At 63.1% G+C, this 14655-nt stretch carries 16 protein-coding genes and 1 pseudogene; 6 read left to right on the top strand and 11 right to left on the bottom strand.

Annotated elements, in window-relative coordinates:
- Positions 1–159 precede the first annotated feature (159 nt).
- From GM910_RS12235 to GM910_RS12215, 5 genes are all read right to left on the bottom strand, one after another.
- On the bottom strand, positions 160–1419 hold the full coding sequence (locus tag GM910_RS12235; RefSeq protein WP_159587833.1) for a sensor histidine kinase: 1260 nt from the start codon (positions 1417–1419) through the stop codon (positions 160–162).
- Positions 1420–1421: 2 nt separating this feature from the next.
- Positions 1422–2120, bottom strand: coding sequence for a response regulator (locus GM910_RS12230; RefSeq protein WP_159587832.1), 699 nt, complete (start codon positions 2118–2120; stop codon positions 1422–1424).
- 39 nt (positions 2121–2159) lie between these two features.
- Positions 2160–2714 (bottom strand): Spy/CpxP family protein refolding chaperone, encoded by a 555-nt coding sequence (locus tag GM910_RS12225; RefSeq protein ID WP_159587831.1) that lies wholly within the window; start codon positions 2712–2714, stop codon positions 2160–2162.
- A gap of 193 nt (positions 2715–2907) precedes the next feature.
- The gene (locus GM910_RS12220; RefSeq protein WP_246226051.1) at positions 2908–4047 is read right to left on the bottom strand and encodes a low temperature requirement protein A; all 1140 of its coding nucleotides are present in this window, start codon (positions 4045–4047) and stop codon (positions 2908–2910) included.
- 74 nt (positions 4048–4121) lie between these two features.
- Positions 4122–4829, bottom strand: coding sequence for a phosphoribosyltransferase (locus tag GM910_RS12215; protein ID WP_159587829.1), 708 nt, complete (start codon positions 4827–4829; stop codon positions 4122–4124).
- 133 nt (positions 4830–4962) lie between these two features.
- Here GM910_RS12215 and GM910_RS12210 point away from each other — a divergent pair.
- Both GM910_RS12210 and GM910_RS12205 read left to right on the top strand, forming a co-directional pair.
- Positions 4963–5488, top strand: a pseudogene (locus GM910_RS12210) (amidohydrolase); the annotation flags it as partial.
- Between the two features lie 84 nt (positions 5489–5572).
- Complete coding sequence (locus GM910_RS12205; protein ID WP_159587874.1) at positions 5573–6079, top strand: DUF1993 domain-containing protein; 507 nt, start codon at positions 5573–5575, stop codon at positions 6077–6079.
- A gap of 65 nt (positions 6080–6144) precedes the next feature.
- Here GM910_RS12205 and GM910_RS12200 read toward each other — a convergent pair whose 3' ends face one another.
- Positions 6145–6939, bottom strand: coding sequence for a class I SAM-dependent methyltransferase (locus tag GM910_RS12200; protein WP_159587828.1), 795 nt, complete (start codon positions 6937–6939; stop codon positions 6145–6147).
- Between the two features lie 76 nt (positions 6940–7015).
- Here GM910_RS12200 and GM910_RS12195 point away from each other — a divergent pair, with 76 nt between their 5' ends.
- The 3 genes from GM910_RS12195 (at position 7016) to GM910_RS12185 (ending at position 9575) form a co-directional block, all read left to right on the top strand.
- Positions 7016–8152 carry an AraC family transcriptional regulator gene (locus tag GM910_RS12195; RefSeq protein ID WP_159587827.1) on the top strand — a complete coding sequence of 379 codons (1137 nt, stop codon included), beginning with the start codon at positions 7016–7018 and terminating at the stop codon, positions 8150–8152.
- A gap of 174 nt (positions 8153–8326) precedes the next feature.
- A complete protein-coding gene (locus GM910_RS12190; RefSeq protein ID WP_159587826.1) occupies positions 8327–9094 on the top strand; it encodes a glycerophosphodiester phosphodiesterase family protein in 768 nt (255 codons plus the stop codon).
- 208 nt (positions 9095–9302) lie between these two features.
- Positions 9303–9575, top strand: coding sequence for a hypothetical protein (locus tag GM910_RS12185; protein ID WP_159587825.1), 273 nt, complete (start codon positions 9303–9305; stop codon positions 9573–9575).
- A gap of 85 nt (positions 9576–9660) precedes the next feature.
- On the opposite strand, the gene GM910_RS12180 is transcribed toward GM910_RS12185, so the two are convergent.
- The 3 genes from GM910_RS12180 to GM910_RS12170 all read right to left on the bottom strand — a co-directional run bounded on the left by GM910_RS12180 (position 9661) and on the right by GM910_RS12170 (position 12435).
- The gene (locus GM910_RS12180; protein ID WP_159587824.1) at positions 9661–10059 is read right to left on the bottom strand and encodes a hypothetical protein; all 399 of its coding nucleotides are present in this window, start codon (positions 10057–10059) and stop codon (positions 9661–9663) included.
- Positions 10060–10379: 320 nt separating this feature from the next.
- Complete coding sequence (locus GM910_RS12175) at positions 10380–10970, bottom strand: peroxidase-related enzyme (RefSeq protein ID WP_159587823.1); 591 nt, start codon at positions 10968–10970, stop codon at positions 10380–10382.
- 313 nt (positions 10971–11283) lie between these two features.
- Positions 11284–12435, bottom strand: a complete 1152-nt coding sequence (locus GM910_RS12170) for a DJ-1/PfpI family protein (RefSeq protein WP_159587822.1) — start codon at positions 12433–12435, stop codon at positions 11284–11286.
- Positions 12436–12530: 95 nt separating this feature from the next.
- On the opposite strand from GM910_RS12170, the gene GM910_RS12165 reads away from it, so the two are divergent.
- Positions 12531–13466 carry a GlxA family transcriptional regulator gene (locus GM910_RS12165; RefSeq protein ID WP_159587821.1) on the top strand — a complete coding sequence of 312 codons (936 nt, stop codon included), beginning with the start codon at positions 12531–12533 and terminating at the stop codon, positions 13464–13466.
- Positions 13467–13674: 208 nt separating this feature from the next.
- Here GM910_RS12165 and GM910_RS12160 read toward each other — a convergent pair whose 3' ends face one another.
- Both GM910_RS12160 and GM910_RS12155 read right to left on the bottom strand, forming a co-directional pair.
- Positions 13675–14370, bottom strand: coding sequence for a DUF899 domain-containing protein (locus GM910_RS12160; RefSeq protein ID WP_159587820.1), 696 nt, complete (start codon positions 14368–14370; stop codon positions 13675–13677).
- Between the two features lie 16 nt (positions 14371–14386).
- Positions 14387–14632 carry a hypothetical protein gene (locus tag GM910_RS12155; protein ID WP_159587819.1) on the bottom strand — a complete coding sequence of 82 codons (246 nt, stop codon included), beginning with the start codon at positions 14630–14632 and terminating at the stop codon, positions 14387–14389.
- Positions 14633–14655: the final 23 nt, after the last annotated feature.

Raw genomic sequence — 14655 nt, 5'->3', positions numbered from 1 at the left:
ACCGGTTGAAGCCGTTCAGCGGCTATTCAAGTCCAGTGGCGGCCAAATGTCAGGCGCCGGGCGGACCGCATCCATGCTTGCTTGCGGTTCCCCGGCGCCGGTGCTTCCAGGCGGAGGCGCGGGTGAGGGGAAGACGCCCAACCACAGACCGACTCCAGTTCATCTTTCAGGCGGCCGATGCATTGGCAACGTCACGACGAAGCAGGCGCCGCCGTCCGATGGGGATTTGTAGCGGACCGCGCCGCCGTGGCGCTCGGCGATCTGCCGCACCAGCGCCAACCCCAGGCCCCAGCCGCCCGCAGCCTCGCTGCGCCCGGAGGGCCGGTAGAACGGCTCGAAAACGCGGGCGCTCTCGCTATCCGGTATGCCCGGGCCGTGATCGCGGACCCTGAGCTCCACCGTGCTGCCTGCCTGCGCGATAGTGGCTGTGACAGGTGGGCCGCCGTGGCGCAGCGCGTTCTGCATGAGATTGCGCACGAGCCTGCCGAGCAGGCGCGCATCGCCTGTGACAGTCGCGGGCGTGCCCGAGACTTCGACGCCGTTGCGCGCCCCTTCTTCCGAGACCAGGGCCAGAAGGTCGACGGGCTCGGGCGCATCGAGCTTCTCGACATGGTCGAGCCTGCTCGCCAGCAGAATCTCCTCGACCAGCGTGTCGAGCTCGGCGAGGTTGCGTATGATCTCCTCCTTGCGGCTCTCGTCCGGCGCCTGTTCATAGAGGTCGATCGCCATGCGCAGGCGCGCAAGCGGCGAGCGCAATTCGTGGCTGGCATTGGCGAGCAGAGCGCGGTGTGACTTGATCAGCCGCTCGACATGATCGGCGGCCTTGTTGAAGCTCTTTGCCACCGCCGCGACCTCATCGCTTCCGTCCTCCGGCACGCGCGCCACGAAATCGCCTCTGCCCCAGGCATCCACGCCTCCGCGCAGCCGCTCCAGCCGGCGGGTCAGGTGACGCACCACCGGATAGGCAGCGAGGCCGATAACGCCGGCGATCAACGCCAGATATGCGAGCGGATTACGGCCGGTCGGGCCGAAAGGCCGCTCCATGCGCGCGGCCACTGCGCGGCCGTCGGGCAACGCCGTCACCATGGTGTGAAAGTTGCCTTTCGGGCCGTGGCGCCAGGGCTGCTCGAGGATGTCGGGCGAGAGCGGCCCGCCGGCGCCCGCGATCAGCCTGCCGTGTGGGTCGTAGACCGCTATATCGGCGTCGAAGGCCCGTGAAAGCCGCTCCAGCGTCGCCTCGACCGACCGCCGGTCCATGTCGGGCGGGATCAGCGCGGCGACGAACCGCGCGCGCTGGCTCTGCCAGCTGGACTCCTCCTCACCCCGTCCGTGCCACCAGAACACTGCGCTGGCGACGGCGACCGCGGCGAGGCTCGCCAGTAGCGTCAGGTAGATTTTCACGAACAGCCGGCTGCGCATCTCTATCTCTCGTCGTCCTGGAAGCGGGCGAAGACATAGCCGGCCCCGCGCACGGTGATGATGCGCCTCGGATGCTTGGGGTCGCTCTCGATGGCCGCCCTGATGCGCGAGATGTGGACGTCGATGGAGCGGTCGAAGGCGTCCAGTTCCTCGCCCTTGACCATGTCCATCAACTGCTCGCGCGACAGCGTGCGGCCGGCATTTTCGGCAAGTGCTGTGAGCAGGTCGAACTGGTGGCTGGTCAGGGCACATTCGCGGCCGTCGATCCTGACCGAGCGGGATCCCGGATCGATCTCCAGCCGCCCGAAGCGCAGGATGCGCGAAACCGCCGCCGTACCATTGCGGCGGCGCAGGATTGCCTTCAGCCGCGCCAGCAGCTCGCGCGGATTGAACGGCTTGGGCAGGTAGTCGTCGGCGCCGAGCTCCAGCCCGACGATGCGGTCCGTCTCCTCGCCTTTGGCGGTGAGCATCAGGATCGGCACGTCCGAGACCGCGCGCATGCGCCGGCAGGTCTCGAAGCCGTCGAGATCCGGCAGCATGACGTCGAGGATCACGGCGTCCGGCGCGCGGCGGCCGAGGTCGGTGAGGCCGGCCGTGGCCGTCGCCGCGGTGTGGACGCTGTAGCCGTTTGCGGAGAGGTACTCGGCGAGCATGGCGGACAGGCGCGTGTCGTCGTCGACGATCAGGACCCGTTCCGCCATCTCTCTCTCGCTCCGTTCAGTTGCCCGGCCGGGTCAGTCTTACCACCGGCCGTGGCCCCTGCGCTCCTTCAAATGCTCGGCGAGCTTGGCGCGCTGCTCGGGCGTCAGCACTTCGGCGGCGTCGAGGAGCGCAGTCGTCATCTTGCGCGAGGCCTCGTCGATGGCCGCGATACGCTCGCTGCGCAGCTTCTCGGCTGCGGCGCGGTCGATGGTCGGTGCGCCGAGGAGTTCGATAACCTCCTCACGCGTCTCGCGGAAGTCCTGGAAAGTCGGCCTGATCTCGCCCCGCGCGTTGTCGATGATGTCCCAAAGCTTGTCTTCCTGCTCGGGCGTCGCCTCGAGCTCGTCGAGCACGGAGCCGATCCGGTGTTCCATAAAGCCGCCACCTCCCATATGCGCGTGCATCATATGGCCACCCATGCCGAAACGGCCCATGCCGAAGCCGAAATCGTCGCTGCGGGCGGCTGCAAAGCCGATCGCGCTGACAACCGCGACGGCCGCGAGGCCGCCGATCGCTGTGCGCCGGCCCCAGCTCCTCGAAGCGGGTTCGCCGGCGGTGGTCAGGCTCGCCAAGTTCTTGTCCTCGTTTTCCATAATGGTTTCCTTTCACTCCGCAGCACCTGCTGCAATGGAGGGAAGTTAACCGGGCAACGTTTCGAGCGTTCTGGGCGAATGTAAAGAAATGTAAAGCTGGAGCGGCGCTGTCGCGGCGTGGGGCGAAGATACTGTTGGACCGGAGCCAGGAGCGCGCAACAGTCCTTCGCTTCGTAGGATTGATTGGCGTCGTTTACCGGCCATAAGCAGCTTGCCGGGCCGTGCCGGCAAGCGCCAGGAGAACCGCGAGCACGCCTGCCCCGAGCAGTAGTCCCGGCAGGTGCAGCGCAAACGCAATCCAGCACCATGCCCCAAGCACCGCTGCGGCGGGCAGATAGGCCGGTGGCACCTGCTTCGCCATTGTCCTGTGGAAGACTGCGCTGCCTAGCAGGAAGATGACCGGTCCGGCACCGGCGATAAGCACCGTCGGCAGATGCACAGCCTCTGTCGGGTGGGAGACGATCTGTTCGATCGCAACCGCGACAACAATCGCGCCACAGACCATGATCCCGTGTGCATAGGCGAGCCCGGCACGCGCCAGCCGGGTGTGGTGGGATGCATGGGCAAACGCGTGTTCGCCCTTCTCGCTCGTATGCATGAAGTAGAGCCACCAGAGCGCGACGATCAGCAGGAAGCCCGCGGTTGCCGACAACACCACAGGCGCGCTCAACGGCTGACGGACCAGTATGCCGCCCAGAAGCAGGATCGACTCGCCGAGCGCTATGATGAAGACCTGCTGGTTGCGTTCCAGCAGATGCAGCCCGCGCAGCGGCCAGGATTCCATCGGCGTGGTCCCGATGCCCGGCAACCAGAAACCCGCATAGGGCGCCGCATAGTCGACAATGACGGCGGCAAGCCACAGTCCGAGCCGTGCCTCCGGCAGGAAGACGCCAGCAATCCAAAAAAGGCCGGACAGGCCGCTCCAGGCCCCGAGTTGAGCATAGTTGCGGCTCATCTGTTGGCCGCGGAACACCATTGCCATATAGCCCGCGCGCAGCAAAGCCATGACGATATATGCACCGACGAAGAGACCGGCCCGCTCCGAATAGGCGGATGGCATCGCAATCGCCATGAGCAGCGCGCAGGCCATTAGCGCCACCATGAGGAGCCGGCCGCTACGATGATCCGGGTTGACCCAGTTCGCCGCCCAGGCTGTGTAGTTCCAGGCCCACCACACGGCGGCGAAAAGAGTCGCTGCCTCCAGCGCCCCGAGCCACGTTTGATGCTCCAGCAGGAAATGCGAGAGCTGGATGATCGAGAAGACGTAAACGAGGTCGAAGAAAAGCTCCATATTGGTGACCCGGGGCGACTCGCCTTCGGGCAGGTCGCGCAAGGCTTCCGTTGGAACAAGGCGTGAAAGAATTGTCTGGCTCATGGTGCGTTCTTGCTTTGGCTTGCGATCTTTTCCTATAGTGTCTCGGGCAACCAGCCGCCATTGGGCGCCGGTGCCAGGGCGGGTGTCCGGAAAACGCCGATGACACGCTCGGGAAGCGTGGGGTCCTCCTCCGCAAGCGCGCTCTGCCAATGTGTCGTCTGGAGCATTGCCGCGCCGATGGCGACCGGTTCGATGCCACAGAGTTTCAGGAGCCGCAGGCCGGAGAGGATTGAACTGCCCGTGCTGATGACGTCATCGATCAGAAAGACGCGTTTATCATTGAGGAGCGGCAGTATGCGAGGATCGGCATAAAGGCGTTTTTCCTGCCCGGGACTGGTTACCGAGCGCGACGCGACGGACCGGTCCTCGCTATACCAGAACTTGCGCGAAGTGCTGAGCGGCACGTAGCGGCTGTGGCCCAGCGCGCGGGCGACCTGCGCAGCCAGCGACAGGCCGAGTGTCGGAAGGCCGACGACGATGTCCGGTTTGAACATGGATGCCTTTTCTGCAAGCGCGGTTGCGAGTGTATCGCCAACATCGAAACTTGCCTGGTTCACGATCAGCGAGGCCAGTGCCTTCTCACCGCAGGAAAGCACCCGGATCGGCAGGGCCAGTTGCCGCCCGTCCGGCAGCTGCGCCGGGTAGAAGACTTGGTGGCCGTCCTGCGGCGCATGGGTACCGGCGGGCGCGATCTCCTGCCAGAAAGCAGATAGATGGTTCTGGAAATCGGCCTGCGTCATTGTTTGCAAGATTAGCTCACGTTAAAATGCGTTTGATTTCTTTGGGTTTCCGTTTCCGGACAAGGTGACTTCACGGGCGCGCCGAAGGCAGGCGCATTATCCGGGTTGGGACGAGGAAGGAAAGGGTGTTTTGATGACAAGTGTGGATGATGTGCAGGCGGATATGGATTTTCTGGTTGCCTTGCGACGCGATCTGCACGCTCATCCCGAGCTGGGTTCCGATGAGGAACGAACCAGCCGGATCGTCGCTGACTGCCTTGCCGAGACCGGCATGAAGGTGCATCGCGGGCCGGGCGGCACGGGCGTTGTGGGCACCCTGACTGTCGGCAACGGCACGCGCGCGATCGGACTGCGGGCCGATATGGATGCGCTTGCCATGCCGGAGACCGCCGAGCGGTCTTACAAATCAACCGTAGCCGGCAAGATGCATGCGTGTGGTCATGACGGCCATACGACCCTGCTTCTGGGCGCCGCCCGCCAATTGGCGAAGGCGCGGTATTTTTCCGGGACCGTTCATTTCATCTTCCAGCCCGCCGAGGAGGGGCGCGGCGGGCAAAGCGGATGGTTGATGAAGGCTTTTTCGACCTTTTCCCTGCGATACCGTCTATGGGCTGCAGATGGCAGTCGTCGCGGGGCCGCAGCCGACAAGAAACTCGTCATCTCCGTTTATGGCTTTGCCCAGGATGAATTCAAGGAGATCGTCTACGACCCGTTCAAGGCCATCTGCGATCGAAGGAGACCCCATGTCGCTATCGCTTTATGATGTCAGCGTGCCCGTGTTCCTGAGCGCGTTCGGAAACCTCAGCAAAATCTTAGAAAAGGGCCGCGCTTTCGCGGACGAGAAGGGCATGGCGCATGCGGAACTGCTCGAAGCGCGGCTGTTCCCCGATATGGCGCCGCTCACCGCACAGATCCAGCGCGCCAGCGATACCGCCAAGTTCACCGCCATGCGCGTCGGCCAGGTCGAGAATGTCGCAATGGAAGACAACGAGACCAGCTTCGACGAGCTGCAGACGCGCATCGCGGCAACGGTCGCTTTCCTGAAGGCGGTTCCGGCCCATTCGATGGACGGGCGCGAGGAGGCCGAAGTGGTGCTGAAGACGGGGCAGGGGTCGATGACATTCACCGCCCGGAATTATGTGCTGGGCTTCGCGATCCCAAATTTCTATTTCCATGTCACCACGGCTTACGCGCTGCTGCGCCACAAGGGCGTGCCGCTCGGCAAGATGGATTACATCGGGCGCATCTGAAACCGGTTCTTGCGGGGGCCAACCCGTCGCGGAGCATGGCTTCGCCCTCTCACTTTAGGCTTCGACTAGGATTTCCGTGCCTTTATGATGAGTGATGGCATGTCGAATTCGATCGTGCCGCCGTCGATCACGAAGGGCGTGAGCACCGTCTCCGACTCCTTGAGAAGCCGCTCGAACTGTTCGTCGGCCAGCAAGCCGCCGAGCGTCCATACGCAGGCGCGCTCGGTTGACACCAGCGCATCGATCGATTTGAAGCGGACCTTTCCATTGTGCTGGACAACCTCCGCCCCTGCAAGCTCCGCTTCATTGCAGATTTCATACAGCCGTCCGGCATCGCCAAGACTGAAGGGGGCGCGGAATGCATCCCCCACCTCCTTTCCGAACAGCTGATCGAGCAACAGCGCGAAGGCGCTATAGCCCGGCGAGTTCTCGACCGCATCGCACACGGCAACCGCCAGCCGGCCGCCCGGCTTCAGGACCCGCATCATCTCGGCGAGTGCCTTCGGCTTGTCCTCGAAGAACATGAAACCGAACTGGCTGACAACGGCGTCGAAGCTGTTGTCCGGCAAAGGCAGCGCCTCGGCCAACCCTTCCAGCCATTCGATCTGCACGAGCTTGCGACGCGCAACCGCCAGCATTTCCGGATTGGCGTCAAGCCCTACAACCGAGCCCGAAGGGCCGGCGATTTCGGCTACGGCAAGCGTCAGAGCGCCGGTGCCGCAGGCCACGTCGAGCACACGGTAGCCCTTCTGCACCCCTGCTTCCGCGGCGACGACCGGCCCCCAGGGGGCAAACAACGCGGGCACGAAGTGGATGTCATAAATTTCGGCAGGGCTGCGCAGTTCCTCAAGCGTGGTCATGGTCTTTCCTCCACCCTCATCGTCAAACTGGGCACAACCGTTGGATATGCCGGTGCGCACAGAGTATAATTCGAGGATGATCCAGGCCCATGACCATACGTCTTTGTCGATTGCCGCATCGTCCACTGCGCTCGATGCGGAGCGGTCGGACACGGCGGTGGAGCCGCCCGCCCAGTACAGGACGCATGGCACCGATCCGCTTTCGGACGTCCTGCGCACGGTCAAGCTGACGGGCGCCTTGTTCTTCCTGGTGGACGCGTCCTTCCCCTGGGGGGTGGAGGTGCCGCACGCGGATGCGTTTTCGTCCATCATCCTGCCGGGCGCCCAGCATATCGTGTCCTATCACATCATCCTGAAGGGCTCGGGCTGGGCCGGGATTCCGAACGTCGCCTCCACGTGGTTCGAGGCCGGCGACGTGCTGGTGCTGCCGCATGGCGACCCGTATTCGATGCTTAGCGAGCCTAACCAGCCGCCGGAATTCGACGTCGAAGCGACGATGGACTATTTCCGGGACATGGCGGCGGGCAGGCTGCCCTTCGTGTCGAAGGAAGGCGGCGGCGGCGAGCCACACAGCGAATTCGTCTGCGGCTTTCTCGGTTGCGATATGCAGCCCTTCAATCCTGTGCTCTCCACCCTGCCGCGCCTCTTGCGGATCAAGCGGTCCCACGACGGGCGTGAGGATTTTTTGAGCCGTCTCATCGATCTCACGCTTGCCGAGGCGCGCCAGCCGCGGGTCGGCGGCGAGTCCATCCGGCTGAGACTGAGCGAGTTGGTTTTCGTCGAGGTGATGCGCCAATATCTGGAGACCTTGCCGGCCCATGAGACCGGCTGGCTTTCAGGCCTGCGCGACCCCGCAATCGGCAAAGTCTTGGTCATGCTCCATGAACAGCCCGCATATCCGTGGACGCTGAACGAGTTGGCGAGCCGTGCCTGTATGTCGCGGGCAGCACTTGCTGCACGGTTCACCCATGTCGTGGGCCATGCCCCAATGCAGTATCTGACGCTCTGGCGCATGCAGATTGCGGCACGCCTTCTTGCGGATAGCTCCATGAAGGTAGCCACGGTAGGCCATGAGATCGGCTATGAATCCGAGGCGGCCTTCAGCCGGGCGTTCAAGAAGAGCGTGGGCCTCTCACCCGCTGCATGGCGTAGTGGCGCCGTTGGAACCAGCCAATCCCAAGACCGCCGACTGGCCCAACCTGATCGCGCATAGCCACGGGTTTCGGCGGCTGGCCCCAAGCTTCAATTGCACAAAGGCGTCGTACGCCTACCTGGGTAGTGCATCCTTGGGGATCGTGATGGAGAAGTCTTCGGCATGAATAATTCCTCCACGCGTTGCCGCGGCAGGTCCTCGCACGATATTATAGCGCGCAGGGGAAAATACTGGATGAAGCGCCCGCTCTTTCCCTTTCTAGAACATCCCCGGCCGATTCCGATTGCCCATCGCGGTGGTGCGCAGGAGGCAGAGGAAAATACGTGGGCTGCATTTGAGCGCGCGATCATGCTTGGCTACCGGCATATCGAAACCGACATACAGGCCAGCCGCGACGATGTCGCCGTCATCTTTCATGACGACACGTTGGAACGTTTGACCGGCCGACCGGAACCGGTTGGCGCGCTCGCATGGTCGGACCTTGAGCACATGAGCACGCTTGGCGGCGGCCGCTTGGCCAAGCTTGAAGATGTGCTATCCGTATGGCCAGACTGCTACTTCAACCTCGAGCCCAAGAGTGATGCGGCAGTATCGCCGATTGCCGAGGCGGTCGCCCGATGCAATGCGCTGGACCGGGTATGCGTCGGATCCGTCGACCAGCGCAGGGTGAAGCGGCTGCGGGAGATGCTGGGGCCGGATCTGTGCTGGTCGCCGGCCCACTTTGGCGTCACCCGACTGTGGCTGGCCGGCTGGGGCTTTCATATCGGAAGGCTTTCCTTCCCTGTTGTGCAGGTTCCGCGAACCTATGGTCCCCTGGAAGTCGTGACGCCGCGTTTCGTTGAGGCCGCCCATGCTCTCGGCATCGACGTGCATGTGTGGACGGTCGATGCTGAGGAAGAGATGGATGAGGTGGCGGATTTCGGCGTCGACGGCGTTATGACGGACCGTCCGAGCCTCCTCAAAGAAGTTCTCCAGCGGCGTGGCCAATGGACGGGCGCCTGATGAATCGAGCGTGCGCTCCTAATTGCGCAAAGTCTCCGGCTCGTTTTACGATTTCATCGCCGAGCGTTACCATGGCACCACGCACGAAGGCCTGGCATCGCCCCCCCGACGATTGGGGCGGGCTCGCGGCAGTCGCCGGGTGCTCGACCGCATCTACGGATAGGAGCAGGGGCCGCCTGACGGCTCTGCTGCGATAGGAGGCCGACCCATGTCTCATCTGGCAAATGACGAGCTCGAAGGCAGGCTGAACGCCCAGCGCGAGACGCTGGCATTCCTCATTGCTCATCTCGCGCATCTGGAAGGCGACGGCCTGCTGGATGCGCTGGACGAGCATTCCCAGTTCCAGGACCATCAGGAAGACCCGGGTGCCGTGCCCACCGGTGGCGCCTTCGCGATCGAAGGCGCCATGATGCGCGAATTCCGCCTGCTGCTTCGGGAGGCCCGCGCCCGGCTTGCGGAACTCCGCCGGGCCGAGGCCTAAACATCGTCGAAGCGGCCGCCCTCGCATTGCTGCGTCGGAAAACGCGCTCCTAACCTTCTTCTTCTGATCGATCGCCGGTGAGACTTCAATCCTCGGGGAGAGGGCGTTGCTCTGAAGAGCGTGCGGAAAAGCGCATGGTGAACACCTGGCCGCCTATACCCTCGGCCAGCGTCGGCGAAAAATCCAAAGGGGCGCAGCTTTCGACCGCTGCAATTGCCTCATTCACGAACCGCTGCCGAGCCTGAGCATCGCCGTCGACATTTATGGCCGTAGGTTCCGGGCGGCCAATCAGAGAGCCGTCGCGCCTGAAGCTGAATCTCAGAGTGACAGAGGAGCCCTCGCTGTTTGACGACGGCTTCCAACACCCCTCGATGGCCTCCCCGACATCAGCCATGCTGTTAAGTGGTTCTGCCAACGAAAGGCCCGTTGCGACAATCAAAACGGATCCGGCAATTGAGATTGTTTCAAGGTAGCGTTTAATCATGATTCCACTTGCTCCGTTGCCACGCCAAATGCGCTTCTTTTCATTCGTCCGAAGCCAAGCGCCCCCTAGCTCTCCCGCTTCCTCCATCCTTCTTCGGACCTTACCCCGCCGAAATGAGCGCGGAAAGTCTCTGTGGATTCGGCCTCTGCAAAGCCGTGTAGGCGATACGCCTCCTGCTTTATTCGAACCGGCCATACCGCCGTCACCCCTCCGCGTTCGATGGTCCAGGCCACGCTCTTTGCAGAAGCACATGATGAGCGTGAGATTGTCCATCACCACACTTCGGAACATCTCGTCGCAGGCGTGCAGGAGGGCGCGCGTCAGCGCGATGGCAGGGCCCGCCCGAGCGTGTAGAACTCCTCGTTGGGCCGCATGTCGGTGACGTTCGCTAGCCGGTTCGACAAGGCGAAGAAGGCCGAAATGGCGGCAATGTCCCACGCGTCCTCCTCGGTGAAGCCGTGCGATTTGAGCACCTCCAGATCGTCCTCGCCGACCGCGTAGGCCGCCCGCGAGACCTTTACCGCGTAGTCGAGCATCGCCTTCTGCCGGTCGGTGATGTCCGCCTTCCGGTAGTTCACCGCAACCTGGTCGGCGATCAACGGGTCCTTGGCCCGGATGCGGAGGATCGCCCCGTGTGCGATCACACAGTACTGGCACTGGTTCAGGTTTGAGGTGGCGACCACGATCATCTCGCGCTCGGCTTTGGTCAGGTTGCCGGGCTTGTCCATCAGCGCGTCGTGATAGGCGAAGAACGCACGGAATTCCTCGGGCCGGTGGGCGAGCACGAGGAAGACATTGGGAATAAAGCCGGACTTTTCTTGCACGGCGAGGATACGCTCACGGATGTCTTCGGGCATGTCTGCGATTTCCGGCACGGGGAAGCGGCTTACCTTGGGTTCGGCTTTGGTCATGTCGGTGTCTCCATGTTCGGCGCGGGCACTCATCGAGAACGGGCCTCCGCTGGAGCCGCTTCATCCGCGCTCCGGCGCCGTGCTGACACACTATCTCTTTGGTCGTGGCGCGGCACATTCGACAAAACTATAGGGCCTTGACCGGAGCAAAGCACCAGGATGGCAGAGGTCAGCAAGAATGGTTAGGCCTCCCAACCAGTGGCAGCCCCGATTGGCATCCTATGCTAATGGGTTAATCTGGCTCAAACTGGTGAGGAATGACCTCCCCGGCAGTGTCCGGCGAGGCTCCGTGCGTTGAGGTTGGCCGATATCTTCATCGCCCTGTCTGCCGCCCTGGATATTCAAGCTGGGTGGCGACGACGTCGGCTGTGCGATCTCCATAGCGGGCCCCGATTGCAAGAAGCGCCTGGTCCAACGCTTCCCCCGGCTTGCGATCCGCGAACGCGGGAACGAGCTCCTCCGCTGGCCAGTCCGTGGCGACCTGATCGGGGATGATGCTGATGCCGTTGCGGGTCTCGACCGTGTCTGCCGAGCCGGCGAAGGCGACGGCGCGCGACAGATACGTGCGCGACCAGGCGTCGGCAACGAGCGCGAGCGACACCTCGTCCATTCCGGGTGTCAGTTCGATGCCCAGTTGCTCCCGGTTCCAGAAGGCGAGAATATTGCCCATTACCGTCAAGGCGAAGGGGCGCGTCAACTTGAACGCACCGCTGTCGTGTCTCGCGTCCCACTCATTCAAGCCGAGGTCGCGGGCGACCGTCTCCGCCTTGTCGCGACCGGCAATGGCCTCGATCAGGGTCAGCATCATCGGTATTGACGCGGTGATGCCCGTAGTCGTCGCGACGCCTCGGTCGACCACGAGCCGCCGGTCCGCAACATATTGCATCGTGGGATTGTCGTTGCGCAATTTCTTGAGGAAGTACCAGTGGGTCGTCGCCCGCTTGCCGTCGAGCAACCCGGCAGCACCGACAACCCGGGCTCCATAGCACACTCCTATGACGACCGCACCCTTGGCTGCTTGGCTCTTTAGCCAATTGAGCGCCGTCGGGTCATCGTCGCGACTCATGGCGGGGACGATGACATAGTCAGCGCCTTCCGGATGCCGCGCCTCGAACTCCGCGACTGTTGCATCCGGCTCCACCGTCAGTGCCGGAAAAAGCTTCACCGGTCCCGGTCCCGTCGCAAGCATCACCACGTCCGCAACGTCGGCGCGCCGCAGGATCCCGTATGGCATCAGATAGTCGGTGGTCTCCGTGGCATCGTTGATGCCTATGACCGCGATCAGCGGGCGCTCGCGCCTCGGCGGTCTTAAGGCCGATAGGGTGGCGACCGCTTCTTCTGCGGAAATGGGCGGCTGCGCGGCGGCAGCCCTCGCAGGCGGGAGTGAGAACACCCAGGTGGCGAACACCGCAACGGCAAGTAGCAGGACGCCAATACCACCCCACAACACCAGCTTCAGGTTCATGGCCCGTTCCCACCTTGACCGATGCATGTCTTGACGCTCCCAATCTAACGGCACACAGTGTTGTCTGAAATGACATTAATCAGGCAAAAACTGCCATGCGTCGATCCATTGCGGTCGTGATACATCCCGGTTTCCAGCTTTTGGATGCTGCCGGGCCCACCACAGCCTTCGAGATTGCCGAGCGGTTTCGTCCGGGAAGCTATGATCTCACTTTGCTCGCACCAGGCGGTGGAGAGGTGGAAAGCTCGTCCGGGGTGAAGCTCGCCTCAAAGCCGCTGAAGCACGGCCCCTTTGACACGATCATCGTTTCGGGCGGCGAAATCGTCCGCTCGATGCCGGCCCTGCAGGATATTTTGGCTTGGCTCAAACGTGCCAAGCCGCGACGCGTTGCCAGCGTTTGCTCGGGCGCATTCATATTGGCGGAGGCCGGTCTGCTGGAAGGCCGTCGTGCCACGACACATTGGGAAAGCACCGATCATTTCAGGCGCCGCTATCCGAATGTCACGTTGGATGCGGACCGGATCTTCATCCGGGACGGCAATGTCTGGACTTCCGCAGGCATTTCGGCCGGCATTGATCTGGCGCTTGCCCTCATCGAAGACGACCTCGGACCGGAAGTGGCTCGTCGCACGGCGCAGCAACTTGTTGTCCATCGCAGGCGCCCCGGCGGCCAATCACAGTTCTCCGGCCTCGTGGAGCTCGGTGGACGGACCGGCCGGTTCTCAAAACTGATCGCGTGGATGGGCGAGCATCTGGCCGAACCGCTCACCGTCGAACAGCTTGCCGATCGCGCGGCCATGAGCCCGCGCCACTTCGCCCGAGCTTTCGTTGCGGAAATGGGAACAACGCCCGCGAAGGCAGTGGAACGCATGCGTCTTGAATTCGCGCGCATGGCGATAGAGACGGGCCACGCCCCGTTGGAGCACATTGCCGAAGCCAGTGGTTTCGGCGACCCGGGACGTATGCGCCGAGCCTTCGTGCGAGCCTTCGGCCTACCACCGCAGGCATTGCGGCGAACGGCCAGGACCTAGCTGCCTTGTGCAGTAGAGCGGCGCTGGAAGCTGGCGCGGATAAATCCCGTCGCGCTCTCATTTCAGCCGAGAGCGGAACGGCGGCTTCCGAGAAATGAAAATTCGAAAGCCACCGTTCGTCTCCTATTCGGTCGGTTGTCATTGAACTTGAATTGAGAGCCCTGCGGGCAGACTTTCAGTCATTTGTCACAGCCAGGCATCGCCCGATTCAATATTCATCGTGCAGCCGGACCCAGCTCATGGTGCCGCCGGTTTCGTTGCGGCCCTTGGGGGTAAGGTCGAGCCAGCTGAACGCGCCCATCAGCAGCTCCGTGCCGCGGCCATAAGTCGAATAGCTGTGGAAGACGTCACCATTCTCGTCCTTCACGAAGATGCTGACGCCGAACATGTCCGGGCTGTTGCGGATGGGCATGAGACCGAAATTGTAGGTCGCACGGCCGGCGGCGCGATCCTCTTCCGTGAACGACACGCCGAAATCGTAGTTGAAGTCGCTGTCCTTCGAGGAAACCCAGGGGAAGGTCCAGGCCATCCGTTTCTTGACCTCCTTAATCCGCTGGATCGGCGCGCGCGATACCGCGGCAAAGGCCAGGTCGGCATGCTCGAAATGCTGCCGTGCCGCGTCGACATGGTCGACGGTGTACGAACAGCCGGGGCAGATATGGTCTGAGCCCGGCGTCAGCATGAAGTGATAGATGGCGAGCTGACTGCGGCCGCCGAACAGGTCGCCCAGCGTGCACTCGCCGTCGGGCCCTTCGAAGACGTAGGGCTTCTCGATCCTGACCCAGGGCAGTTGCCGGCGCTCGGCGCGGAGCGCGTCGAGCTCGTGGGTCATGGCGCGCTCCTTGGCGAAAAGCGCCTTGCGGGCGGTCAGCCACTCTTCGCGCGAAACGATCGGATGGTTCATGGTCGGTCTCCTTTGGTTATCGGTTCGATGCGCGCCCAGCGGTGGAAGCAAGCCTCAGCCAGGGCGGCAGGTGGAAGAGGCTCATCAGCAGGTACATCGCGGTCATGCTATCGATCGGCAGGATGCTCGAACCTGCGGAGCAGAGCGCGATCCGGGCCGCATCGTTCGCCGCGATCAGGCCCATGAGCGCGAAGGTCGGCGAGGCGGCGTAGGCGAGCCAGCCGGCCGTTGCGCTTCCGTTGTTCGCTGCTGACGTTGCCATTCTTCGGCTCCCGCTCGATTGTC

This window comes from Chelativorans xinjiangensis (genome assembly GCF_009812055.1).
Classification (GTDB): Bacteria; Pseudomonadota; Alphaproteobacteria; order Rhizobiales; family Rhizobiaceae; genus Chelativorans; species Chelativorans xinjiangense.
The sequence above is the reverse complement of the archived record's forward strand: the minus strand, read 5'-3'. Positions and strand labels throughout refer to the sequence as shown.